Genomic DNA, 21,393 nt, shown 5'->3' with positions numbered 1-21,393 from the left:
AGAAAATAATACTAAGCTTACCTATAAGGAGATCCAGGAAAATCCCAGTCAAATTAAGATTCGCACATCTGTGGTTGATTCAAAATGGTTAGAAATTGCGATCGCTGATAATGGAGTCGGTATTTCTAAAGAATTTCAGCAACGCATATTTGATCCTTTCTTCACTACCAAGCCCGTTGGCAAAGGTACCGGAATGGGTATGTCTATCAGCTACCAAATCATTACAGAAAAACATGGCGGTAAACTAGAGTGCTTCTCAACTCCGGGAGTTGGAACCGAGTTTATCATTCAGATTCCTCTGCGGCTATAAGTTGATGGAGTGGTTTAATTTGATAGCAGCGATCGCCTACAAACAAGTTTTCAGTTATATATTGTCAAATTATTATACTAGTAATATAATATACGCACTATCCTAACACAGCACATAGTTGAACAGATACTTAAACCAGTAGTCTTATTTGTTAAAAAATCTATGCAGATAAATCAGGTAATTGAAACCTACGATCGCGGGGCGGCAGATTATGATGCGATTATGAAGCGTTACTGGCACATTGAGCGCGAACCATTAATTGCTTCTTTGCAGCTTCAGCCAGGACAAACCGTGCTAGAAGCTGCGGTAGGAACGGGTCTTAATCTTTCATCTTACCCGGAAGGGGTAAAGGTTGTGGGTATCGATTTTTCTGAAAAAATGCTGAATGAAGCACGTAAAAAGCACGTATCCGCAGACATCACTTTCAAGATATCGGATCTCTGCAATCTTGATTTTTCTGATAATAGCTTTGATGCAGCAGCATCAGGATTTACCCTCTGTGTTGTTGAAGATCCAGTTCTTGCTCTTAAAGAAATCCTACGAGTTACCAAGCCTGGTGCATTAATTGCCATTCTCGATTACTGCAAATCGCAAGATCCAGAGATTCAGAAATGGCAAGAGTTAATTGCTGATGGTAGTTCACAACTAGGTTTCCCCACTGGCAAAATCAAGTGGGATGCATTGATGGACTATGACGAATTGATTTATAACAGTAAGCTTCCCATTGAAGTGCTTGCGGACGATCGCACAGACAGTCCAAACCCGTTTTTATGTGGTTGTCAACTGCTGCTGAAAAATTCAAAAGGTTAAAAACAATAGGATCGCACTCTTGTTCAATGAGTGCGATGTCTACAAGAAGGTGCTTCGTATCTACGCAGATATTTTAATTCGAGTTGATCATCAGGGGTAAATAGGCAGCGCTTACGGAAGCTGGTTGAAAAATAATTCATACACGATCAAGCAATGGCACTACCGAGTAAGACTAGGATCAACTTTCTTCAGGTAATCTCGAAAGATTTGATGTGCGGTTTTGTGGTTTCCTTCAGGAGTCATATCGGACAACCACCAAATGAAACTACTTTGATAACATCTTGGTTCATCTGTTGCAACTAATCGACCAAGGTGTTCACAATTCCAGCCAGTGAAAGTGTACTCCCAATTAGCAAAAACGTGAAGGGCTTGTTTGAGCCGCTCAATTGTTTGCTTCGGCTCAAAAGCAATATGGTCAATGCCAACAACGAATTTTGACTCCCTTCTTTCAAAGGAACACAACCCACGACCTGTATCGAAAATGCGTGTATCTGACAGACCAATCCCATAATGCCAAAACGGATCAAGTGGATTTTGCCAGTTAAGTAAACGTCCATATCGCTGACTTAAAGGGTCAGCAAGACAGTCGATTTCTTGTATTGTCTTTTCAACTTGCTCTAAGAATAAAGGCATACACGAAGACGGAAATTATATATCTGTTTATTGTACAAATAATTACGTATATTTTTTAGAGCAGATACATATAATTTTCGGTATGCCCCTGGCTGACACATAGCTTACTAAGGCAGGGTTTGTTGTTGTTCACATAACGCACCTTACATGATCGATGCGATTGCACTTGCTTTCTCACAAATGATTTTGAAACAGTTCTAGAACATGTTTCCAAGCATCAGGAGCAGCTTCAGGATTGTAACTTGGATGTTGTTCCATAAATGGGTACTTGTCTTTGAAAAATCCGGCAAAGAATCCATGTCCGGCATCGTATCGGAATACACGATGATTTATCTTATGTTTCTTTAATTCTGCCTCAATTTTCTCGTTTTCTTCCTGCGAAACTAATGCATCTCTTGTACCAAAAAATGCATAAATAGTACCTTTAATTTCCAAGGTGCGATTAACAGTTGGAGTCTCTTCACCATAACTAGAAGTAGTGATTCCACCACCGTAAAACGAAGCTGTTGCTTTGATATCGGGTAAAGTTGCAGCCATATAAGCAACATGACCACCAAAACAGAAACCAATGACACCAATTGTATTATCTTTGACATTGGGTAAAGTTTTCAGGTAAGCGATCGCAGCTTGAATATCGCTGAATATTTCTTGATACTTTACTTGTTGATAATATTCCAAGCCAAGCCGATATGCTTCTGGACTAAAGCCTATATCTTCCTGGCTCAAGTCCGCCTCAAAGCCAGGAGCAATACGTTGATACATCGCCGGAGCTATAGCTACGTATCCTTGTTTAGCAATTAATTCTGTAATATCTCGAATATTGTTATTGATTCCAAAAATTTCTGGAAAAACTATAACCGCTCCAAAGGTTCCTTCTTGTGCTGGTTGAGCTAAGTAAGCATCGATTTCTAAGCCATTGTTAGGTACTTTGACATAGCAAGTATTAATTTCGATGTTTGTTGTTTCTACCATCTTTGTTTCGGCTGCTTTGATACCAACTTATTTATTGTGACTGTTTTTTGACACCAATGGGGGATGTCTACGAGTGGTAATTGCTGTGCTAAATGAAAGGAAATCGCTTATTCTTAAACAGGATCTTGTTACTGTGAGCAGATCGGGGAAATTTCTAACTTTTGAATAGATGGCATCTCAAACTTCTGGAAGATCCCAAGGGTTTTTGATTTGTGCGACCTTACATAAAGTAAGCATAAAGACTCAAAATTAATAACCACAAGAAAAAACAATGCCAGATCAAAGTTTTAGAACAAATATTCCAGAAGTTGATCCAACAGAGATAGAAGATACTCGAACTGCGATCGCAGACGAACATCGCTCATTTCTCGAAAAGGTGATGGTTAAGAGCGGATTTGCAGATTTGTATGACGCAAGAGACTTTACCGAAGTTGTGTTTCGCGTTATGCGAGACTTAATGACTACAGAAGCTAGCGATCGCGTCGCAGCAGAACTGCATACAGAAGCTGTGCCTACTGATGAGAAAGCACTCCAGTTTGAAGTAGCTGATTTGTGGAAAGATACCAATCCAATTGTGGGATTTTTAAGTCGGGTTCGTCCACCCTGGCAAGGCCCAGGCATCTTTAAGATCGATTCCGATCGCTTCCTGTTCCGAGTTGCTAACGAAGGTGGGAAGCCGGGAACAGTAGACAGAGAGCAAGCAGTTAAAGCAGTGTTTTCTGCCACCAAAGACGAACTTTCCGAAGAACGAATTCAGGAAATTGCTAGCTGGCTACCTGATTATGTCCGTCAGCTTTGGGAACAAGCTTAATTAGAAGTATAAAAAAGTCAAGTCTGTTTGCGAGTAGCGATCGCAAACAGACTTTTTAAATAGGTTTAGCCTATAGCAAACTCTGTATACTGCCTTACATGAGGTGCATGATATGCTATCACAATATCTTGCTTAGGTACTCCCTCGCTCACAAGTTGATCTGCGATCGCATCCTCCGTTCCGTCATGCTGTACCCAAATCTTCCCATTCTTGATATCTATATGCAGCACACAGCCGTAAATTCGGGTACTGCTATTCTTCCATCCCACATGCACAAGCTGATAGTGGTCTTTTGTAATATCAAAAATGGTTTGACTTTCTATTGGATCGCTCCCAGAACGCAAGTTTGCCCGTGCCGTTAATAATCTCTGAATTAGTTCACGATACAAATTTAGCTTATCCATTCTGCAATCTCCTGTTTTTCTGTGTCGTACACCAAAAGGGGAATTTGGTTACGGACAATGACTGTTTGAATAAATGGATATCTGAAAAATCGCCTATAAACATCGAGCGGAACTGCTAAATACAACTGCCGCTCTGGATCGTTATCTTCCAACGCAATGCGGTAGTTAATAAATTGTCCAATTGCAGTATGGAACTCAGAAATAGTTGAGGGTGCTAAAAACGTTTTGATTTCAACAGCAATCTTTTGCTCATCCTTTGTCGCTGCTAGCAACAGTTCTGCACCTAAGTCGATGTAAAAATCAACAAACCCTAAATCAATGTGGTATGGATCGTGAGTAATTACCCATCCTTGCTTCTCAAGAGCAGTTCTGACCAATTCATGAAACCTATCTCTTGCAGACATCGTACACAGCTAACCAGAAAGATAAAGTCTTTGCCTAAATTCTATCGTGTATTCCACTCAAGCAGTACTATGCTTAGACACATTTGCCTTTGCAGAACCTGAAGGCGATCGCGCAGTATCTCGTAGAAAAGAGAAGATATCGCCTCACAACAAATCTGTGACAAAATAAAATAATATTGTTGTATTATGGCTAATGCAGTGCCTGTCGGCGGGCTGCGCCAACGTATGATTTGTACCATCTCGCGCCGCTACAGTAAACAAGCTGAAGGTTGGTTGCTCAGTGATTTTAGCAGCTTAGAGGTATCTATTTTTTTAGATTCAGTTGCGATCGCATTATCGATGGCGGAAATTTATCGCGGCGTTGTCTTTAAGTAAATCAGCTTTGCGACGATGTATACTTTGGGAGGGGCGATACTAAACAGAGGTTTTGCTATCATCACCTGTTATACAAATTCACGCTACGCCATATTGCGTATATTGACGCAGGTAAGATGGCTGTAATCCCAAAACAATATCCTCTTTAGGTACTCCCATCTCAGTCAACTCTTCAGCAATTTGGATATCCGTCATATTACGTTGAATCCATATCTTTTCATCTTTGATATCAAGATGTATCACACAATTATAAACTCGGTCATATCCATCCCAACCAATCTCTAAAATCTGATAATGATCTCGTGCAGTATCGAATATCAGTTGAATTTCAACATCTTCTTCTGAAGATTTGTAACTGCCATACTTCGTTAGTAACTTCTGAATATATTCACGATATTGGTCTAGCTTTGCCATTGTACAATCACCTCAACTTTTGGATCGTAAACTATTAACTTAACTTGATACTCTTGTACTGAAGTTTGGGCAAAATCCCGGCTAAATAGTGAGCGATAGGTTGAGACTGGAACTGCTAAAAACAAAACTCGTTCAGGCTCCCTGAGTCGCAGAGCTAATCGATAATTGAGAAACTGTCCCAAAGCCGCGTGGTACTCAAACAGTTCTGAATCCCCCAAAAAACTTTTAATCTCAACAGCAATTTTTTCAGTTCCTCGCTCGGCTGCTAATATTTTTTCTGCACCTAAATCGACTGACATTTTATCTTTGGCAAACTTAACAACTAGCGGATCATGAGTGATAATCCACCCTTCTTTTTGCAGTCCTCGTTTGACGGCTTCGTGAAAAATGTCTCTTGCAGACATGGACAGAACCAGAACCCAATACCTTTATAATACCGAAGCATTGTCAATCAATGCAATAACGCAGCCTATGCGAGGAATGCGATCGCTTGCTGATATGATGAAGGTGCATTGCAATTTGCGGCAATGCAACCTATATCAGAGATGCGATCGCATTACGACTGTGGACACACATCAAATACCAGTTGTGAACGATAGAAACACACATCAAACTCCAAAAAAAAGTTCATACGTCCTAGCAACAAAGGTACATCATTAGACAAACTCCACGCAAAAACTAAGCGAACAGGCTCAAACGATCCAATCTGAGCAGATACAAGCAAACCTCTTGCTTCAACGGGAGCCAAATTACCAGCCAACATTACAGAAATCGTCTGTTCTTCCCAAATTGCGCCTAGTTGAATACCAATACTATATGGCAGAACGCTAACGCTTGCTCCAGTATCTAACAAGCCTGAAACGTCTACTGATGAGTTACGATAGGTTAATATTAATGGTAACTTTGGCAGCGCATCAGGAACACCAAATGTATCGTATCCCTCTGTAAAGGAAAATCTTTGAGGATTAACCATTGTGCATTTACTCGTCTGACTCTAGCAGTTGAGCAAGTTGATGTGCAGCTGCGTGGGAATTAAGTGGCGACCAAATAGGGTAAGTTGCTCCTTGCTCTAATGATGGCTCTTCATCCCTAGATAATTCCGAAATTAGAAACTGCATAACTTTCAGTTTATCTGCACGAGTTAAATTTCGCAGGGTAGGAAATAGCTCTACGGCGTTCATAATTGTCATGCTGGAGATGAATCAACATTTCTATCTTTCCACAAATTTTATCAGGCTGCGGTATCAGCTTTGTAAGTTTGAGATGATGCTGCGCTCTTGTAAAGCACAACGCGCCTTATGGGAGGGATGCGATCAAAAGTGCGATCGCCTCAAGGTACTTATCAAAGTAAACTTTTGATTTCAGGACTTACACTACCAGCAGACAAATAAGCCTTCTTGATTAGTTCCGATGTATTTAGCAACTAATCTTTGCAAGCCAGTATCAAAATGATGAGTCTCCATCTCTTCCTCACTGACAAGATCAGTATTGCAGCACTCCCATACTAAATGCCCTGGACATGAACCTTCTTTGTTGTACCAACATTTTTTATCCTCTTCAGAAGGGGAAGAACCTTTACTCCACAAACGAACTAGATAGCTATTTGGACAATTAATCTCAACTATCATTTCCACAAAACTCTTTTCTAAATCCACACTCAGTCCCACAGCTTCGCCTATATCGCTTGCATCATCCCAAAACTTAATTTCGCAGTTTCCAGATTTTATTTCTCGAATAATTGACTCAGAAATATATACCAAGTTGTTTTCAAGGTGACGATATGCAAAATCCTGTCTTGGTTGATCATTTATTTTACTGCACATGGCTGTTGCCGATTTATAATTTACGTTCAATTAGAATTGTTCCCTAAGAAAGATAAAAACTAACGCTACTTTATGGAAAGTATTTATCTTTAAAAATAAAACCTATTTTCCTACTGTGAGAAGCTCAAATAATCTATGGACTCTTTCATACGCTAGCTATTCCCAATCTTCGTACTTCAAGCCATTAATACGGCTAAATTCGCGGGTGTTGTGGGTGACAAGTGTGAGGTCATTTGCTAAAGCGATCGCAGCAATTAATAAATCATTTGCTCCAATTGGAGTTCCCAAAGCATTAAGACGAGCGCGAATATTTCCAGCTATTTTTGCAGCTTGACGATCCATTGGTAAATCAGCAAACTCAGCAAACATATTTTCTAGGTGAGTGAGATTTTTATTAACGTTTGCGCTTTTGTAAGCTCCGTAATACAGTTCGCTATAAACAACTGTACAAATGTAAATTTCTCTAGAAGGAATTAATAGAGTTTTTTGGGTGACAGGTGAACTTGGTGAATTCAGAATTTGGATACATGCATTCGTATCTAGGAGGTAGGCCATTGAATCTCCTTCCGTTCCTCAAAGGGAAGCTGTTCTGGACGTTCAAGCGGCTCACCTTCCCAACTACCTATTACTTCTTCAAGAAACTTACGAGAGTATCCTAGTTCTTCCGGCGTTTTAGTTGGAGACTCTGAAGATTTTGGTATAACAGGTTGAAAGACAATCACTACATCTAATTCTTGGTTGGCAATTTCCGGTGGAAGCTGGATTTGCAGAATTCCATCATCACCAATATATGTTCTAATCTTAATACTTTCCATAATCTGACCTCCTGGCTTATTATATTATCAGTATTTGGGCAAGTTTAACTTTGTTTATAAACCATTTCCATTCTCAACTTTTCAACCTCCAATCTCAACTTATCATTCTCCATCCTCAACTTAGCATTTTCCTCCATAATCAACTCAACTTCATTTCTCTTACTCAACGCCTGATTAATCGCCAACTTCCGCATATCTAGCGAAAACCAACGCTGATAAGTTTGGGTATGAACTTGCACACTATGCCCCAAATTATCTGCCGCCGCTTTAATTGGTATTCCCAAAATATGCGCCCTAATGGCCCAAGCGTGACGTAAATCATAAGGTTTAAAATCCAATCCTATTTTACGAAACCACCAGCTAACTCGCTGTGTTAACGCCGTTATCTCAGCATGATTTGTGTTATCTTTTTTTGCGATCGCACCCTTTAACATCTCCAAGTATTTAGGATTCCTCAAATCAAAATCCTCAATCCATTGCCTATATAATGGTAATGCTTCTCTTTCCCCAGTCTTACAATCCTTATGAACTTTCCAAGTTAAATCTGCATTTTCTTCACTCAACCACCAATCAATATCAGGATTAATAAAAAGTTCTCGTGGGCGTAAACCAAAAACTGCTAACATTCCATACGTCCAGCGCCAAAGTTGCCAGCTATCTTGAACATTTTGATTTACTTGATTACCTCTGTTATGCAAATAATCTTCAAACTTGAGAATCCCATCAGCTATTTCCGCATCTGTAGGGATAGTGCGGGAACTATTCTCAGGCATTTTGGAATATTTAGATAAATCGATTTCGATTTTAAATGTCATGCAAAATGCCGCTATTGCTCTGGCGGCATTATATTTAGCCCATTCTTTATCAATTTGCTCAATTGAACTTATAAAATTTTCAGCGATCGCTAAATCTTTAGAATTAGTAAATCGTTTAGTTCGGGAAAAGTAATAAAAAAAAGTATGCTCACTTTTAGTAGTTCGTTTATGAGTCTTAAAATACTCTTCTTCAAATTGCTCAAGTAATTCTCCTATAGTCTTAAATCCTTTCTTAACTGCCTCATTACCTAAATATTTATCATTCCACTCAAAAGTTTTACGAGCGATTAACTTTCCTAATTCGTATGCCTCTTCCTCAGCCGTCTTGAGTCCATCCAAGTTAGAGGGAATATTTAAACTGATATTGTATTGCTTTCTCCCAGTACCATTGCTATCTTTGTCTCCCGGCTTAATTGGCAATGTCGCTCGTAATTGCAGACTTCCATTTGATTCTCTAATAGTCACTTTTGCCTTTGCAGACTTCAAACGCAGATTAACTTTCTCTAATTCTAGTAGTACTTTCGTTCTCATGTGTTCTTTTTGCTGCTGTGCTTGCAGAGATGAGCAAAAAAACAAGCGATTAAAAAACCGCCTTGGTTCAGGACAACATTTAGATGATGCGTGAGTCCTGAGCCGAATTATGCTGTCTTTTTAGACTATATTTAGCCTAAAAATAAATGTGTTATCAACGAACAATGTTTAGAACAGACACTGTTTATTGCAAACATTAGACATTTGAAAATAATAAAACCAAAAAAAGGATTACTCCGGCCCTTATCACGGTTATGACGGCTTTGCCATCTTCGCACGCGATATGGACTTAGCACTCAACAGCCCAACTTGGTCATTAATTGGCGCTCCTTGGAATGAAAAAGCTCAGGCTAAAAAGGCTGAAGCTAAGGCTAAGGCTGCCGTCTAGGGAAATGGGAGAGAGCGATAAGTAAGGATAACCTGGGGCTAAAACCCCAGGGGGGAGTTGGGAATCCAAAATTCAAAATTGAAAGATTAAAAATTTATTTTGATTTTTGCATTTTGAATTTTGAATCATATTCCCACTCCCTACTCCCCACTCGCACCTCAATTAGTAAAGAATTCAGTAACCTTGGAGTCCAGAAGAAATGCCTCAGAATCCAGAAAAAATTCAAGATCACGTCGAGTTATTCCACCAGCCTGAGTACCAACAGCTATTTGAAAACAAAAAGCAGTTTGAAAATGGTCACGACCCCGAAGAAGTAACACGGGTTGCAGAGTGGACAAAAGGTTGGGATTATCGTGAAAAGAACTTCGCTCGTGAAGCTTTAACCGTTAACCCTGCTAAAGGTTGTCAACCACTAGGAGCAATTTTTGCTGCTGTTGGTTTTGAAGGTACTCTACCTTTCGTTCAAGGTTCTCAAGGTTGCGTTGCTTACTTCCGCACCCACTTAACCCGTCACTACAAAGAACCATTCTCTGGTGTATCTTCTTCAATGACTGAAGATGCAGCCGTGTTTGGTGGTCTGCAAAACATGATTGACGGGTTGGCGAACTCTTACCAACTGTACAAGCCCAAGATGATCGCTGTCTGCACCACCTGTATGGCAGAAGTAATTGGTGATGACTTACAAGCCTTCATCAACAACGCTAAACAAGCTGGTTCAGTTCCTCAAGATTTCCCAGTACCTTACGCTCACACACCTAGCTTTGTCGGTTCCCACATCACTGGTTACGACAACATGATGAAGGGAATTCTTTCTAACCTCACCGCAGGTCATAAGAAAGAAACCAGCAATGGTAAAATCAACTTCATCCCAGGTTTTGACACCTACGTAGGTAACAACCGCGAAATCAAGCGGATTGCTTCGCTGTTCGGCTTTGACTACACAATTCTAGCTGACAACAGCGACTACTTAGATTCACCTAACACAGGTGAGTTCGATATGTACCCAGGTGGTACAAAGTTAGAAGATGCAGCAGATTCAATCAATGCGAAAGCAACGATCGCTCTGCAAGCACACTCTACCCCCAAAACCCGCGAGTACATCGAGAAAGAATGGAAGCAACCAACCTCAGTTTCCCGTCCTTGGGGCATTAAGGGTACTGATGAGTTCTTGATGAAACTCAGCGAATTGAGTGGTATCCCCATTCCCGAACAATTGGAAATTGAACGCGGTCAGGCAGTTGATGCCATGACTGACTCCCACTCATGGATTCACGGCAAGCGCTTCGCTATCTACGGCGAACCAGATTTAGTATACAGCGTAGTTGGCTTTATGCTAGAAATGGGTGCTGAACCTGTGCATATCTTGGTTCACAACAGCAACGAAGTATTTGAAGCAGAAATCAAAGAATTGCTTGCTTCTAGCCCCTTCGGTCAACATGCAACTGTTTGGCCTGGTAAGGACTTGTGGCACATGCGTTCACTGTTGTTCACCGAACCAGTAGACTTCTTAGTTGGTAACACCTACGGTAAGTACCTGTGGCGCGACACCAAGATTCCCCTCGTGAGAATCGGCTACCCCATCATGGATCGCCACCACTTACACCGCTATGCCACCATTGGTTATCAAGGTGTGATCAACCTCCTCAACTGGACTGTAAACACCCTGTTTGAAGAAATCGATCGCAACACCAACATTCCTTCTAAGACAGATATTTCCTACGACTTGATTCGTTAGAAATTGCGTAGAAACACAACGTGTTAATTAAGGGCGGGGAATAATTCGTAATTCGTAATTCGTAATTCGTAATTCGTAATTCGTAATTATGAATTATTCCCCCCTTTTTCTTGATAGCATTTACCCAAGGTATCTATAAATGGAAACCATCAATCGCACTCACGAACATACTCACACTCATCCTCATCCTAATTACCATCCACCTAATCAGAAAAAAAGAGGGTGGTTCCACAATCTTCTTAATCCGTTGCGTGGTGTAGTGGATGGAATTCAGGTTAAAAATAATCGCTTCGCTCATCTAATTTGCCAAACAATTCCTTGTTGTTGTCCCTTTGAGCGACAAATTAAATTATTTGGAAAGTGTATTGATATCCCACCACTATGTAAACTCAATCCTTTATATGACGAATTTGTAGGATTGCGTTTCCGCGCTCTATCTTACCTCACCGATGTATGTGGAGAGGATGTAACGAAATACATTTGCTAATTATTGGGCATTGGGCATGGGGCATTGGTCATTAGTCATTGGTAGAGACGCGATGAATCGCGTCTGTACAAGAGTCAATTCAAATGACAAATGACAAAGGACAATTAACAATTAAGAGAAGAGAGATGAAAAGCACCCAAGGCAAAATCAACGAGCTGCTGACTGAGACAGGATGCGAACATAATCAGCACAAACAAGCAGAAAAGAAAAACAAATCATGCGCTCAACAGGCACAACCTGGCGCGGCTCAAGGGGGCTGTGCCTTTGATGGTGCAATGATTGCTTTAGTGCCGATCGCAGATGCAGCGCATCTAGTCCACGGGCCGATCGCCTGTGCTGGTAATTCCTGGGGTAGTCGTGGTAGTCTGTCGTCTGGCCCGCAACTCTACAAAATGGGCTTTACCACTGACTTGGGTGAAAATGATGTCATCTTCGGTGGCGAAAAGAAACTCTACAAAGCGATTCTGGAACTTCACGAGCGCTACCAACCAGCAGCAGTATTCGTCTATGCCACTTGCGTTACTGCCTTAATTGGCGATGATATGGATGCTGTCTGCAAAGCTGCGGCTGAAAAAATTGGTATTCCTGTTGTTCCCGTCATTGCCCCAGGATTCATTGGCAGTAAAAATCTCGGCAACCGTTTTGGCGGTGAAGCTTTATTAGAATATGTTGTCGGAACAGCAGAACCGGAACATACAACGCCCTATGATATTAACTTAATCGGTGAATATAACATTGCCGGGGAAATGTGGGGAGTAACACCACTGTTAGAAAAATTAGGCATCCGTATTCTGTCTAAAATTACGGGCGATGCTCGCTACAATGAAATTCGCTACGCCCACCGCGCCAAGCTCAACGTCATGATCTGCTCACGAGCGCTGCTCAATATGGCGAGAAAGATGGAGGAGCGTTACAACATCCCCTACATTGAAGAGTCTTTCTACGGCATCGATGATATGAATCGCTGTCTGCGAAATATCGCTGCTAAATTAGGCGATCCTGATTTACAGGAGCGGACAGAAAAGCTAATTGCAGAAGAAACGGCTGCTTTAGATTTGGCATTAGCTCCCTATCGCGCTCGACTCAAAGGTAAGCGGGTTGTTTTATATACAGGTGGTGTCAAGAGTTGGTCGATTATTTCGGCTGCTAGAGACTTGGGTATTGAAGTTGTTGCTACCAGTACTCGGAAAAGTACTGAAGAAGATAAAGCCAAAATCAAGAAGTTGATTGGCAACGATGGCATCATGCTAGAGAAAGGCAACGCTCAAGAATTGCTACAACTGGTTAAAAACACCAAAGCAGATATGCTGATTGCTGGTGGACGTAACCAATACACAGCTTTGAAAGCTCGAATTCCTTTCCTTGATATCAACCAAGAACGCCACCATCCTTATGCAGGTTATGTGGGAATGATTGAGATGGCGCGGGAATTGTACGAAGCTTTGTATAGCCCAATTTGGGAACAAATACGCAAACCCGCTCCTTGGGAAGAAGAGGAGGAAGTTTAATGGCGATCGTTACCGCTTCTAACAAAGCACTGACAGTTAATCCCCTCAAGCAAAGTCAAGCTTTGGGCGCAACCTTAGCATTTTTGGGATTGAAAGGGACAATGCCCTTATTCCACGGTTCTCAAGGTTGTACTGCTTTCGCTAAAGTTGTCCTCGTGCGGCATTTCCGGGAAGCGATTCCTTTAGCTACCACCGCGATGACGGAAGTCACTACAATCTTGGGTGGCGAAGAGAATGTAGAGCAAGCGATTCTGACTCTGGTGGAAAAAGCTAATCCAGAAATTATTGGTTTATGTAGTACTGGGTTAACAGAAACTAGAGGCGATGACATCGAGGGTTTTCTGAAGGAAATCCGCGATCGCCATCCTGAATTGAATGATTTAGCGATCGTTTTTGCACCTACCCCAGATTTTAAAGGTGCGTTGCAAGATGGCTTTGCTGTTGCTGTCGAAAGCATAGTTAAGGAAATCCCTCGCGCAGGTGGACTCAGAACTGAACAAGTCACGATTTTGGCGGGTTCTGCCTTCACACCAGGCGATGTACAGGAAATTAAAGAGATAGTCACCTCCTTTGGATTAGTGCCAATCTTTGTACCTGACCTTGGCGCTTCTCTAGATGGTCACTTAGAGGATAGTTATAGTGCGGTTACTGTTAGTGGAACTACCTTAAAACAGCTACGAGAAGTAGGTAGTTCTGCTTTTACCCTGGCATTAGGTGAAAGTATGCGGGGTGCTGCAAAGATTCTAGAAGAACGCTTTGGCACACCTTATGAGGTATTTGGCGAACTGACTGGATTAGAACCAGTAGATGAGTTTATCCAAGCATTGGCGATTCTAAGCGGTAACAGCGTACCCGAAAAATACCGCCGCCAACGTCGTCAGTTGCAAGATGCGATGCTGGACACCCACTTTTACTTCGGTGCAAAACGAGTTTCCTTAGCACTGGAACCTGATTTGTTGTGGTCAACAGTGCATTTCCTGCAATCGATGGGAGCGCAAATTCATGCAGTGGTGACAACCACGCGATCGCCTCTCTTAGAAAAACTCCCGGTTAAAAGCATTACCATCGGCGACTTGGAAGACTTTGAGAGTCTGGCGGGCGGTTCTGATTTGCTGATTGGTAACTCGAATGTGGGTGCGATCGCAAAACGGCTCTCAATTCCTCTTTATCGTCTAGGATTGCCCATTTATGACCGCTTAGGTAATGGACAATTTACCAAAGTTGGCTATCGAGGCACGATGGAGCTTTTGTTTGGTATCGGCAACCTGTTTTTAGAGGCAGAAGAAGCGAGAGTTAAGCAGTTCCAAGAGTTCGGAACTGTAAGCGCAGAGTTTTGAATTCTTCTTCAAGAATTCAGGAGTCAGAATTCAGAATTCAGAATGCTTTTCAGAAAGAGTCAAACCTGCCACTGATAGTTTGCATTTGGCATTTCCATAGGGAAAACCACTAAATATGCAGATTTAGTTCTTACTCCTGAATTCTGACTCCTGACTCCTGAATTCCTTCTTCCCACTTCAAAATTCAAAACTTTAGAGAGGAGAATTACGATGAAAATAGCCTTCACAACGAGTGACCGAGTTCATATTAACGCCCACTTCGGATGGGCAAAAATGATTGATGTTTACGAAATTACCGATGAGGGATATCACTTCGTAGAAACCCTCACCTTTGAAGGCGAACTCAAAGAAGATGGGAATGAAGATAAAATCACCCCAAAACTTGAGGCAATAGGCGACTGTACGATTATTTACGTAACAGCAATTGGTGGTAGTGCCGCCGCTCGGTTAATCAAGAAAGGTGTCACCCCAGTGAAGGCGCGATCGGAAGAAGAAGAAATTAGTGAAGTTCTAAATAAGTTAGTCAAAACCCTCAAAGGTAATCCTCCACCTTGGTTGCGTAAAGCTTTACAGCCAAAAACTACAAACTTTGCTGATGAAATTGAAGACGAAGCAACAGTATGACCGCAAATAATAGTGTGAACGGAACCGCTACAACTGAAGTCTTGAACTCACCTTTTCTGAAGGTATTAATCAAACAAATCCGTGGTCAAGACAGTTATGGAGTTTATCGTACTTGGTCGGATGAGTTGATTCTCAAACCCTTTATTGTTACCAAACAAAAGAAACGAGAAATCTCCGTTGAGGGCGAAGTTGATGCGGTAACTCAAGCCCGGATTATGGCATTTTTTCGGGCTGTAGCGGCTGGTATTGAACAAGAAACAGGTTTGATATCCCAGGTTGTAGTTGATTTGAGTCATGAAGGATTTGGCTGGGCGCTAGTTTTTTCTGGTCGTCTTTTGTTAACTGTGAAAACTCTGCGAGATGCTCATCGTTTTGGCTTTGACTCGCTAGAGAAATTAGCAGAAGAGGGAGAAAACTACGTCAAAAAAGGTCTTGATTTGGCGAAACGCTTTCCTGAAGTTGGCAAAATTTAATTAGTCATTGGTCATTGGTCATTGGTCATTAGTCATTAGTCATTGGTAAAAGACAAATGACTAATGACAAAAGACAAAAGGCAAAGGACGAAGGACAAAGGACAAATGACAATTGAGGAACTACAAGGACAAATCAGACGGCTTAACAGCAAAGCAGGTCAAATGAAAATGGATCTGCATGATTTAGCTGAAGGTCTGCCAACAGATTACAACCAAATTATGGATGTTGCCGCCGCAACTTATGAAATCTATCGCCAGTTAGATGAACTTAAGCAACATCTGAAAAAATTGGAGAATGCGAAATGACTGGAACTATTGATGAATTCAAGAAACTTGTAGATGCAGAAGAATTTTTTCAATTCTTTAACATGTCCTACGATTTAGAAGTTGTAAATGTAAACCGTTTACATATTCTGAAAAAGTTTTCTCAATATATGCACGAAATTGATGAGAATTCTCCTGACTTGAGTCAAGAAGAGAAACTAAATCAATATTCTTTGGCTTTGCAAAAAGCTTATCAGGTATTTATCGAATCAACAGCTTACGAACAAAAGCTGTTCAAAGTGTTTAACGATAAGCCGAAAAATGTAGTCACACTGACAGAAATCACTTCTGATTAGGAGGTATAAATTGGTTAACCTAACGCCTACCGAATTAGAACGCTATCGTCGCCAAATGATGCTTCCGAACTTTGGCGAAACAGCACAGAAGCGCCTGAAGTCAGCGACAGTTTTGGTTACAGGTGTGGGGGGATTAGGCGGTACGGCGGCGCTTTACTTAGCAGTAGCGGGCGTTGGGCGGCTAATCTTAGTCCGGGGTGGTGACTTGCGGCTAGATGATATGAATCGTCAGGTTCTTATGACTGATGATTGGGTAGGTAAGCCAAGGGTATTCAAAGCTAAAGAAACTCTGGATGCGATTAATCCTGATGTCCAAGTGGAAGCTGTTCATGATTACATCACCCCGGAAAATGTAGATTCGTTAGTGCAATCTGCTGATATGGCTCTTGATTGCGCCCACAATTTTACAGAGCGCAATTTGTTAAATGAAGCCTGTGTGCGATCGCGTAAGCCAATGGTAGAAGCCGCAATGAATGGAATGGAGGCTTACCTAACGACGATTATTCCTGGTGTGACTCCTTGCTTGTCTTGTCTGTTTCCAGAAAAGCCTGAGTGGGATCAGCGTGGCTTTTCAGTTCTAGGCGCTGTTTCTGGAACCCTAGCTTGTTTAACAGCACTGGAAGCTATCAAGCTGATCACCGGGTTTAGTCAGCCTCTATTGTCGCAATTGCTGACAATCGACCTAAATCGAATGGAATTTGCTAAACGCCGTTCTCACCGCGATCGCTCTTGTCCAGTATGCGGTAATAGTGCGCCTTGGAGACACGCGCAATCCAATTCGATGGAACCCATAGTCAATAGTCATTAGTCATTGGTCATTGGTCATTAGTGAATAACAAAGGACAACTGACAAATGACAAAGGACAACTAACAAATGACAACCCATACCTGCAATCAGAACAACTAATCGCTACAAATCAGGAGAACTGATGGCCGTTATTTTATCAGAAAAAGCAGAATTTCATCTGCGAGCATTCCTCAAAGGTTCAGCACCCGACGCTGATGGCGCAACGAAAGGTGTCCGCATCTCTGTAAAAGATGGTGGTTGCAGTGGCTACGAATATGCGATCGATATCACCAGCAAACCTCAACCAGATGATTTGGTAAGTCACCAAGGCAAAGTCGTAGTTTACGTTGATGCCAAAAGTGCGCCGCTATTAGACGGAGTTATCGTTGACTTCGTTGAGGGAGTGATGGAAAGCGGTTTTAAATTCATCAACCCCAATGCAACTGATACCTGCGGTTGTGGAAAGTCCTTCAAAACAGGCGACTGTACGCCTACTGGTGTACCTTGCAGCTAACATCATTCCGTTAGCGCCAAGTTTGATTGTAGAGGCTTTCTGTAGATACGGTAAGCGTTCGCGGAGCGTCTCGTAGAGAAGCCATGCCGCAGGCTTATCGCCTTGCCTTGAGGTAGCTTCTGGTTCGCGTTGCATCCCTTGCCCTTATAGAGAAGCCAACTCAACTTAGCATCTCCATAAAAAGAAAGGGAGCAAAAGTAGGATAGGTTGCTCAAAAACTTCGGAAATTAAACCAACTGTATAACGTTTGAGGAGAATCTGAAAATGGCTACCTACCAAGTTAGATTAATCAACAAAAAAGAAGACATCGACGCAACAATTGAAGTTGACGAAGACACTACCATCTTAGAAGCAGCAGAAGAAAATGGTATTGAGTTACCCTTTTCATGTCATGCAGGTTCTTGCTCTAGCTGTGTAGGCAAGGTTGTTGAAGGTGAAGTTAATCAAGACGATCAAAACTTTTTAGATGACGATCAGGTTTCTAAAGGATACGCTCTACTTTGTGTAACTTATCCTCGTTCTAATTGCACAATTAAGACTCATCAAGAAGCGTATCTCGTTTAAAATATTACTTTGGTTGCTGCCTTTAGTAACCAAATAAACTATGAAGGATGAAGGATGAAAATATACTTCATTCTTCATCCTTCAAAATTGCCAATCTATAATTCAAATGTTTACCCGCTTCAGTGTGACTGGCTGTTCATTAGAATTATTAAGAATAGGAGAGCAAGGAATCGTCACTTTCTGCAAAATTCAGGATGAAATAATTTTAAACAAACTGATATCAATAGGAATAACAACAGGAAGCATTATTACTTTAGAACAAAATTTTCCTTCTTTTATTATTAAAATAGAAAACACATCTTTAGTACTAGACATAGAAAGTATCCGCGCTATTTATCTTCGTATTATTTATAATTGAATTAATTAACATATACTAATAATATTTTCTAAAAGATAATTTAACTTCGTAATTAAGAGCTTACAGAACAAGCATTTATTGTAACTACGAATTACGAATTACGAATTACGAATTACGAATTACGAATTAAAAATTACATTGACCTCACTCCTTTACTAATTAATTCCAGGAGTGAGGTTATGAAATTTAGAGATATAAATGCAATTTCTATTAGAAATAGAGCCGCTTGCAATAAAAGGCAACTTGCCTATTTTTAATCAACAGCAACTATCACATCTGATGATTTAATCACGGCATAAGCCTGCTTGCCTTCTGCAAGTCCTAGCTTTTCTGCTGATGATTTTGTGATTATTGAGACTAACTCTACTCCTGGTGCAATTTCTAAAGTTACCTCAGTATTAACTGTACCAGGTACAACTTTTGTTACAGTTCCTTTGATAGAATTACGAGCGCTAATTTCCATGTTTCGTTTGTGCTTTACTTATTTCTACCTAAATAAACTAGCAAATTTGGCTTGAAAAAGGAAATTATTTCAGATTTCTTAATAACTTTCAGGAGTATCAAACTAAATCTCAGCGTAATCTCTCTGTTTTATTAAACGCAATATTCAATAGTAATGTGATATCAAATTTGAGCAAGATAAGACTATAAGGTTGAGCAAATTATTAAAACTAGGCAAACTCACGTAACAGTGTACTAGTAACTGACTATTTACGCAAAAATTCTGTTTACTATTAATCTAAATTTTGAAATAACATTGTAAGAAAGACTGCATTTTAATTGTATTTCAATATTTCTCTTAGATATATCTGGGGATCTTTATAAATGATTTATAATTCAAACTTATCATAGTGATAATATATAACTAAGCTAAATTGTTGCTAGCTAACTTAGTACTCAAACAACCCAAAATTGAATTGCTGGGAGAAGGTGGTGAGTAGGGAGTGGGTAAAAAATGTTTTCTTTTTACCAAACTTTTGAATACCTAGCAAACTTGTTTTGGTAAACTACTAGACTTTAGCTACTTGTATAGCATTTTAAAATAATGGTGGGTAATGCCCACCATTAAGTTTTCTAAGCAATTTGATGTTTAGAAAATACTTAATTGTGTAACGTTTTAAGAAAAATTATGAGTCAGTTAAACAGACAACATCTGAGTAAAGAGACAACCCAGTGGCTAATAGCAAAAGGCTATAATCCTGGGGATTTAAATCAGCCAGGTGAAAATGGCGATACAGCTTTGATGAAAGCTACAAGAGAAGGAGTTTATGCAATTGTTAAAGAACTGATTGATGCAGGCGTAGATATCAATGCTCGAAATAGCGATTGCAACAATGCTTTATGGTTTGCTTGCTTTGGTAATCACTACGATTTAATTAATTTACTACTGGCTGCCAACATTAACATTGATAACCAAAATGATAACGGTGCAACAGTTTTAATGTACGCAGCCTCAGCCGGAAAGACAGAAGTCGTCGAGTTACTTTTACAGCATTATCCTAACTTACATTTGAAAAACTTAGACGACTATAAAGCTATCGATTTTGCCAGCAATGTAGAAGTTTTAAGGTTACTGAAAAATGCTATCAAATCAGATGTCGGGCAAAGCTTATCATGATGCTACCAAGCACTCTTATTTATCGGTACAACTCGATCCAAATTATGTAGATGCTTCAACACAACCATCTTCATATAAAGTTTATCCAAAATTTTATCGGAGAGTGAAATTAAATCTCAATAATCCGGTTCATTCTTTTATCTCATTAACCAGTGCGATAACTCTAGAAAAGGTGTATAAAGATGGCCCATTAAAACTGCGGGTGAATCCATCAGCAGGCGCTCTGTATCCTACGGAAGTTTATGTACAAGTTCGTGGTGTTGAGGGAATAGTAGATGGTACATATCATCTAGAAGTTGAGAATAATTGTCTAACTCTTATTTATGAATTAATTGATGATGGGTTAGAGAATTATATTATACCGGGTAAAAGTATCAACGGATTCATCTTTTTAATTAGTTGTGTTTATTATAGGTCTAGCTGGAAATATAAAAATAGAAGCATCAGATATTGCTTCTTAGATAGCGGACACCATTTAGGTGCAGTTGCAGCTTCAGCTTTTCTCCACAACCGAGATATACAACTAATTTTTAACTTTGATAAACTTGCTCTCAATTCAGATTTGGGATTTGAGAATAAAGAGTTTATTACTGCTTGCGCGGTGTCAGGAGAAATACAAGACAAGAAAATCAGAAGCTTAAGGCTGAAAATTCCTTTTGTCTCTGGTACTGATTATTTTGAATCCAATCAATTTATTGAAGATGGCTATCAAGCAACAACTCTACAAAAGAGTCGCCAGCAGAAATTAGAGTATCCTCAATTTGACTTTGATAGGGAAAAATTTTATCAAACAGTTTGGGCGAGACGTTCTATTAGACGTTTCCGGAAAGAGTCTATTTCTCAAGAAGATTATTTATATGTAGTGCAACAACTTCAGAAGTCAATACCGACAGAAAACTATGAGGAGATAGAAATTTACTCAGTGGTGCATCGAGTAGAAGGAATGACACCTGGGTTATATAAAGGTACGTATCTGGTTAAAACGGGTAACTTTAGTGAAAAGACAGGTTACTTATGTATTAATCAAGCTATTGCTAGAGATGGCGCTGTAACTTTATTTTTTGTGTCAGATTATTTAAATTATCAAACTGCTATGCAAATAGCTGGTTTTCTCGGACAGAGGCTTTATTTAACTAGTAATTATTTGGGGATTCAGTGTAGTGGAATTGGTGCTTATTATGATGACGAAACCCAGGAATTATTAGAAACAAATAAAGATGTACTTTATGGAATGGTGATTGGAATATAAACAGGAAGCTAAAG

Annotated in this window: 31 protein-coding genes and 1 pseudogene; 19 read left to right on the top strand and 13 right to left on the bottom strand. The window is 40.3% G+C overall.

Going from position 1 to position 21,393, the window contains the following annotated elements; genetic code table 11:
* Both RMZ41_RS24845 and RMZ41_RS24840 read left to right on the top strand, forming a co-directional pair.
* Nucleotides 1–310: sensor histidine kinase (locus RMZ41_RS24845; RefSeq protein ID WP_409875917.1), on the top strand; the 310-nt coding region annotated here is incomplete at its 5' end.
* 162 nt (nt 311–472) lie between these two features.
* Nucleotides 473–1,120 (top strand): class I SAM-dependent methyltransferase, encoded by a 648-nt coding sequence (locus RMZ41_RS24840; RefSeq protein WP_322642562.1) that lies wholly within the window; start codon nt 473–475, stop codon nt 1,118–1,120.
* A 159-nt stretch (nt 1,121–1,279) separates the two neighbouring features.
* Here the strand turns inward: RMZ41_RS24840 and RMZ41_RS24835 are convergent, their stop codons facing one another.
* Nucleotides 1,280–1,753 carry a hypothetical protein gene (locus tag RMZ41_RS24835; protein WP_322642563.1) on the bottom strand — a complete coding sequence of 158 codons (474 nt, stop codon included), beginning with the start codon at nt 1,751–1,753 and terminating at the stop codon, nt 1,280–1,282.
* Between the two features lie 174 nt (nt 1,754–1,927).
* Nucleotides 1,928–2,725 carry a dienelactone hydrolase family protein gene (locus RMZ41_RS24830; RefSeq protein ID WP_322642564.1) on the bottom strand — a complete coding sequence of 266 codons (798 nt, stop codon included), beginning with the start codon at nt 2,723–2,725 and terminating at the stop codon, nt 1,928–1,930.
* A 271-nt stretch (nt 2,726–2,996) separates the two neighbouring features.
* Between RMZ41_RS24830 and RMZ41_RS24825 the strand changes: the two genes are divergently transcribed.
* Nucleotides 2,997–3,536 carry a DUF2267 domain-containing protein gene (locus RMZ41_RS24825; protein WP_322642565.1) on the top strand — a complete coding sequence of 180 codons (540 nt, stop codon included), beginning with the start codon at nt 2,997–2,999 and terminating at the stop codon, nt 3,534–3,536.
* A 65-nt stretch (nt 3,537–3,601) separates the two neighbouring features.
* Here the strand turns inward: RMZ41_RS24825 and RMZ41_RS24820 are convergent, their stop codons facing one another.
* Entirely contained in the window at nt 3,602–3,940 is a 339-nt protein-coding gene (locus RMZ41_RS24820) for a XisI protein (protein ID WP_322642566.1), read from the bottom strand.
* On the bottom strand, nt 3,928–4,344 hold the full coding sequence (locus RMZ41_RS24815; protein WP_322642567.1) for a XisH family protein: 417 nt from the start codon (nt 4,342–4,344) through the stop codon (nt 3,928–3,930). Before RMZ41_RS24815 ends, RMZ41_RS24820 begins: the two co-directional genes overlap by 13 nt.
* Before the next feature lie 186 nt (nt 4,345–4,530).
* Here RMZ41_RS24815 and RMZ41_RS24810 point away from each other — a divergent pair, with 186 nt between their 5' ends.
* Nucleotides 4,531–4,719, top strand: a complete 189-nt coding sequence (locus RMZ41_RS24810) for a hypothetical protein (RefSeq protein ID WP_322642568.1) — start codon at nt 4,531–4,533, stop codon at nt 4,717–4,719.
* Between the two features lie 78 nt (nt 4,720–4,797).
* Here RMZ41_RS24810 and RMZ41_RS24805 read toward each other — a convergent pair whose 3' ends face one another.
* The 8 genes and pseudogenes from RMZ41_RS24805 to RMZ41_RS24770 form a co-directional block, all read right to left on the bottom strand.
* Nucleotides 4,798–5,133: a XisI protein gene (locus tag RMZ41_RS24805; RefSeq protein WP_322642569.1), complete on the bottom strand. Its 336-nt coding sequence runs from the start codon at nt 5,131–5,133 to the stop codon at nt 4,798–4,800.
* Nucleotides 5,121–5,537 carry a XisH family protein gene (locus RMZ41_RS24800; RefSeq protein WP_322642570.1) on the bottom strand — a complete coding sequence of 139 codons (417 nt, stop codon included), beginning with the start codon at nt 5,535–5,537 and terminating at the stop codon, nt 5,121–5,123. The genes RMZ41_RS24805 and RMZ41_RS24800 overlap by 13 nt, the downstream gene beginning before the upstream one ends.
* 152 nt (nt 5,538–5,689) lie before the next feature.
* Nucleotides 5,690–6,106, bottom strand: a complete 417-nt coding sequence (locus tag RMZ41_RS24795; protein ID WP_322642571.1) for a retroviral-like aspartic protease — start codon at nt 6,104–6,106, stop codon at nt 5,690–5,692.
* Between the two features lie 7 nt (nt 6,107–6,113).
* A complete protein-coding gene (locus RMZ41_RS24790) occupies nt 6,114–6,314 on the bottom strand; it encodes a hypothetical protein (protein ID WP_322642572.1) in 201 nt (66 codons plus the stop codon).
* 192 nt (nt 6,315–6,506) lie between these two features.
* Nucleotides 6,507–6,986, bottom strand: coding sequence for a hypothetical protein (locus RMZ41_RS24785; protein WP_322642573.1), 480 nt, complete (start codon nt 6,984–6,986; stop codon nt 6,507–6,509).
* A 126-nt stretch (nt 6,987–7,112) separates the two neighbouring features.
* Nucleotides 7,113–7,511, bottom strand: coding sequence for a type II toxin-antitoxin system VapC family toxin (locus RMZ41_RS24780; protein WP_322642574.1), 399 nt, complete (start codon nt 7,509–7,511; stop codon nt 7,113–7,115).
* Nucleotides 7,496–7,771, bottom strand: a complete 276-nt coding sequence (locus RMZ41_RS24775) for a hypothetical protein (RefSeq protein ID WP_322642575.1) — start codon at nt 7,769–7,771, stop codon at nt 7,496–7,498. The genes RMZ41_RS24780 and RMZ41_RS24775 overlap by 16 nt, the downstream gene beginning before the upstream one ends.
* A 44-nt stretch (nt 7,772–7,815) precedes the next feature.
* A pseudogene (locus tag RMZ41_RS24770) lies at nt 7,816–9,159 on the bottom strand (site-specific integrase); the annotation flags it as partial.
* Nucleotides 9,160–9,400: 241 nt separating this feature from the next.
* Between RMZ41_RS24770 and RMZ41_RS24765 the strand changes: the two are divergent.
* From RMZ41_RS24765 to RMZ41_RS24705, 13 genes are all read left to right on the top strand, one after another.
* Nucleotides 9,401–9,505, top strand: a complete 105-nt coding sequence (locus tag RMZ41_RS24765) for a nitrogenase molybdenum-iron protein subunit alpha (RefSeq protein WP_084227069.1) — start codon at nt 9,401–9,403, stop codon at nt 9,503–9,505.
* 199 nt (nt 9,506–9,704) lie between these two features.
* Nucleotides 9,705–11,240: a nitrogenase molybdenum-iron protein subunit beta gene (nifK, locus tag RMZ41_RS24760; protein ID WP_322642576.1), complete on the top strand. Its 1,536-nt coding sequence runs from the start codon at nt 9,705–9,707 to the stop codon at nt 11,238–11,240.
* Nucleotides 11,241–11,379: 139 nt separating this feature from the next.
* Nucleotides 11,380–11,727, top strand: coding sequence for a Mo-dependent nitrogenase C-terminal domain-containing protein (locus RMZ41_RS24755; protein ID WP_322642577.1), 348 nt, complete (start codon nt 11,380–11,382; stop codon nt 11,725–11,727).
* Nucleotides 11,728–11,852: 125 nt separating this feature from the next.
* Nucleotides 11,853–13,235 carry a nitrogenase iron-molybdenum cofactor biosynthesis protein NifE gene (gene nifE / locus RMZ41_RS24750; RefSeq protein WP_322642629.1) on the top strand — a complete coding sequence of 461 codons (1,383 nt, stop codon included), beginning with the start codon at nt 11,853–11,855 and terminating at the stop codon, nt 13,233–13,235.
* Nucleotides 13,235–14,572, top strand: coding sequence for a nitrogenase iron-molybdenum cofactor biosynthesis protein NifN (gene nifN / locus RMZ41_RS24745; protein ID WP_322642578.1), 1,338 nt, complete (start codon nt 13,235–13,237; stop codon nt 14,570–14,572). The genes nifE and nifN overlap by 1 nt, the downstream gene beginning before the upstream one ends.
* A gap of 210 nt (nt 14,573–14,782) precedes the next feature.
* Nucleotides 14,783–15,196 carry a nitrogen fixation protein NifX gene (nifX, locus tag RMZ41_RS24740; RefSeq protein ID WP_109012236.1) on the top strand — a complete coding sequence of 138 codons (414 nt, stop codon included), beginning with the start codon at nt 14,783–14,785 and terminating at the stop codon, nt 15,194–15,196.
* Nucleotides 15,193–15,669 carry a NifX-associated nitrogen fixation protein gene (locus tag RMZ41_RS24735; protein WP_100900532.1) on the top strand — a complete coding sequence of 159 codons (477 nt, stop codon included), beginning with the start codon at nt 15,193–15,195 and terminating at the stop codon, nt 15,667–15,669. The genes nifX and RMZ41_RS24735 overlap by 4 nt, the downstream gene beginning before the upstream one ends.
* A gap of 105 nt (nt 15,670–15,774) precedes the next feature.
* The gene (locus RMZ41_RS24730) at nt 15,775–15,975 is read left to right on the top strand and encodes a CCE_0567 family metalloprotein (RefSeq protein ID WP_322642630.1); all 201 of its coding nucleotides are present in this window, start codon (nt 15,775–15,777) and stop codon (nt 15,973–15,975) included.
* A complete protein-coding gene (nifW, locus tag RMZ41_RS24725) occupies nt 15,972–16,289 on the top strand; it encodes a nitrogenase-stabilizing/protective protein NifW (RefSeq protein WP_094339965.1) in 318 nt (105 codons plus the stop codon). The genes RMZ41_RS24730 and nifW overlap by 4 nt, the downstream gene beginning before the upstream one ends.
* 10 nt (nt 16,290–16,299) lie before the next feature.
* Complete coding sequence (locus RMZ41_RS24720) at nt 16,300–17,097, top strand: HesA/MoeB/ThiF family protein (RefSeq protein WP_322642579.1); 798 nt, start codon at nt 16,300–16,302, stop codon at nt 17,095–17,097.
* Between the two features lie 121 nt (nt 17,098–17,218).
* Nucleotides 17,219–17,590, top strand: coding sequence for an iron-sulfur cluster assembly accessory protein (locus tag RMZ41_RS24715; RefSeq protein ID WP_322642580.1), 372 nt, complete (start codon nt 17,219–17,221; stop codon nt 17,588–17,590).
* Nucleotides 17,591–17,854: 264 nt separating this feature from the next.
* Nucleotides 17,855–18,154, top strand: coding sequence for a 2Fe-2S iron-sulfur cluster-binding protein (locus RMZ41_RS24710; protein ID WP_322642581.1), 300 nt, complete (start codon nt 17,855–17,857; stop codon nt 18,152–18,154).
* A gap of 106 nt (nt 18,155–18,260) precedes the next feature.
* Nucleotides 18,261–18,512 (top strand): FeoA family protein, encoded by a 252-nt coding sequence (locus RMZ41_RS24705; protein WP_322642582.1) that lies wholly within the window; start codon nt 18,261–18,263, stop codon nt 18,510–18,512.
* A gap of 253 nt (nt 18,513–18,765) precedes the next feature.
* Here the strand turns inward: RMZ41_RS24705 and RMZ41_RS24700 are convergent, their stop codons facing one another.
* Nucleotides 18,766–18,975 (bottom strand): molybdopterin-binding protein, encoded by a 210-nt coding sequence (locus RMZ41_RS24700; RefSeq protein ID WP_322642583.1) that lies wholly within the window; start codon nt 18,973–18,975, stop codon nt 18,766–18,768.
* Between the two features lie 666 nt (nt 18,976–19,641).
* Here RMZ41_RS24700 and RMZ41_RS24695 point away from each other — a divergent pair.
* On the top strand, nt 19,642–20,130 hold the full coding sequence (locus tag RMZ41_RS24695) for an ankyrin repeat domain-containing protein (protein WP_322642584.1): 489 nt from the start codon (nt 19,642–19,644) through the stop codon (nt 20,128–20,130).
* On the top strand, nt 20,093–21,379 hold the full coding sequence (locus RMZ41_RS24690) for a nitroreductase family protein (RefSeq protein WP_322642585.1): 1,287 nt from the start codon (nt 20,093–20,095) through the stop codon (nt 21,377–21,379). The genes RMZ41_RS24695 and RMZ41_RS24690 overlap by 38 nt, the downstream gene beginning before the upstream one ends.
* Nucleotides 21,380–21,393 lie beyond the last annotated feature (14 nt).

It is taken from the genome of Nostoc sp. DedVER02 (assembly GCF_034530675.2).
Lineage (GTDB): Bacteria > Cyanobacteriota > Cyanobacteriia > Cyanobacteriales > Nostocaceae > Nostoc.
The sequence above is the reverse complement of the archived record's forward strand: the minus strand, read 5'-3'. Positions and strand labels throughout refer to the sequence as shown.

Bases quoted from the DNA above. Each gene is read 5' to 3' on its own strand.
- RMZ41_RS24695 (WP_322642584.1), top strand. From the start codon at position 19,642: ATGAGTCAGTTAAACAGACAACATCTGAGTAAAGAGACAACCCAGTGG.
- nifE (WP_322642629.1), top strand. From the start codon at position 11,853: ATGAAAAGCACCCAAGGCAAAATCAACGAGCTGCTGACTGAGACAGGA.
- RMZ41_RS24795 (WP_322642571.1), bottom strand. From the start codon at position 6,106: ATGGTTAATCCTCAAAGATTTTCCTTTACAGAGGGATACGATACATTT.
- RMZ41_RS24705 (WP_322642582.1), top strand. From the start codon at position 18,261: ATGTTTACCCGCTTCAGTGTGACTGGCTGTTCATTAGAATTATTAAGA.
- RMZ41_RS24800 (WP_322642570.1), bottom strand. From the start codon at position 5,537: ATGTCTGCAAGAGACATTTTTCACGAAGCCGTCAAACGAGGACTGCAA.
- RMZ41_RS24690 (WP_322642585.1), top strand. From the start codon at position 20,093: ATGCTATCAAATCAGATGTCGGGCAAAGCTTATCATGATGCTACCAAG.
- RMZ41_RS24730 (WP_322642630.1), top strand. From the start codon at position 15,775: ATGACAATTGAGGAACTACAAGGACAAATCAGACGGCTTAACAGCAAA.
- RMZ41_RS24775 (WP_322642575.1), bottom strand. From the start codon at position 7,771: ATGGAAAGTATTAAGATTAGAACATATATTGGTGATGATGGAATTCTG.
- RMZ41_RS24805 (WP_322642569.1), bottom strand. From the start codon at position 5,133: ATGGCAAAGCTAGACCAATATCGTGAATATATTCAGAAGTTACTAACG.
- RMZ41_RS24825 (WP_322642565.1), top strand. From the start codon at position 2,997: ATGCCAGATCAAAGTTTTAGAACAAATATTCCAGAAGTTGATCCAACA.
- RMZ41_RS24715 (WP_322642580.1), top strand. From the start codon at position 17,219: ATGGCCGTTATTTTATCAGAAAAAGCAGAATTTCATCTGCGAGCATTC.
- RMZ41_RS24835 (WP_322642563.1), bottom strand. From the start codon at position 1,753: ATGCCTTTATTCTTAGAGCAAGTTGAAAAGACAATACAAGAAATCGAC.
- RMZ41_RS24790 (WP_322642572.1), bottom strand. From the start codon at position 6,314: ATGAACGCCGTAGAGCTATTTCCTACCCTGCGAAATTTAACTCGTGCA.
- nifX (WP_109012236.1), top strand. From the start codon at position 14,783: ATGAAAATAGCCTTCACAACGAGTGACCGAGTTCATATTAACGCCCAC.
- nifK (WP_322642576.1), top strand. From the start codon at position 9,705: ATGCCTCAGAATCCAGAAAAAATTCAAGATCACGTCGAGTTATTCCAC.
- RMZ41_RS24840 (WP_322642562.1), top strand. From the start codon at position 473: ATGCAGATAAATCAGGTAATTGAAACCTACGATCGCGGGGCGGCAGAT.
- RMZ41_RS24780 (WP_322642574.1), bottom strand. From the start codon at position 7,511: ATGGCCTACCTCCTAGATACGAATGCATGTATCCAAATTCTGAATTCA.
- RMZ41_RS24830 (WP_322642564.1), bottom strand. From the start codon at position 2,725: ATGGTAGAAACAACAAACATCGAAATTAATACTTGCTATGTCAAAGTA.
- RMZ41_RS24815 (WP_322642567.1), bottom strand. From the start codon at position 4,344: ATGTCTGCAAGAGATAGGTTTCATGAATTGGTCAGAACTGCTCTTGAG.
- RMZ41_RS24765 (WP_084227069.1), top strand. From the start codon at position 9,401: ATGGACTTAGCACTCAACAGCCCAACTTGGTCATTAATTGGCGCTCCT.
- nifN (WP_322642578.1), top strand. From the start codon at position 13,235: ATGGCGATCGTTACCGCTTCTAACAAAGCACTGACAGTTAATCCCCTC.
- RMZ41_RS24700 (WP_322642583.1), bottom strand. From the start codon at position 18,975: ATGGAAATTAGCGCTCGTAATTCTATCAAAGGAACTGTAACAAAAGTT.
- RMZ41_RS24810 (WP_322642568.1), top strand. From the start codon at position 4,531: ATGGCTAATGCAGTGCCTGTCGGCGGGCTGCGCCAACGTATGATTTGT.
- RMZ41_RS24820 (WP_322642566.1), bottom strand. From the start codon at position 3,940: ATGGATAAGCTAAATTTGTATCGTGAACTAATTCAGAGATTATTAACG.
- RMZ41_RS24710 (WP_322642581.1), top strand. From the start codon at position 17,855: ATGGCTACCTACCAAGTTAGATTAATCAACAAAAAAGAAGACATCGAC.
- nifW (WP_094339965.1), top strand. From the start codon at position 15,972: ATGACTGGAACTATTGATGAATTCAAGAAACTTGTAGATGCAGAAGAA.
- RMZ41_RS24735 (WP_100900532.1), top strand. From the start codon at position 15,193: ATGACCGCAAATAATAGTGTGAACGGAACCGCTACAACTGAAGTCTTG.
- RMZ41_RS24755 (WP_322642577.1), top strand. From the start codon at position 11,380: ATGGAAACCATCAATCGCACTCACGAACATACTCACACTCATCCTCAT.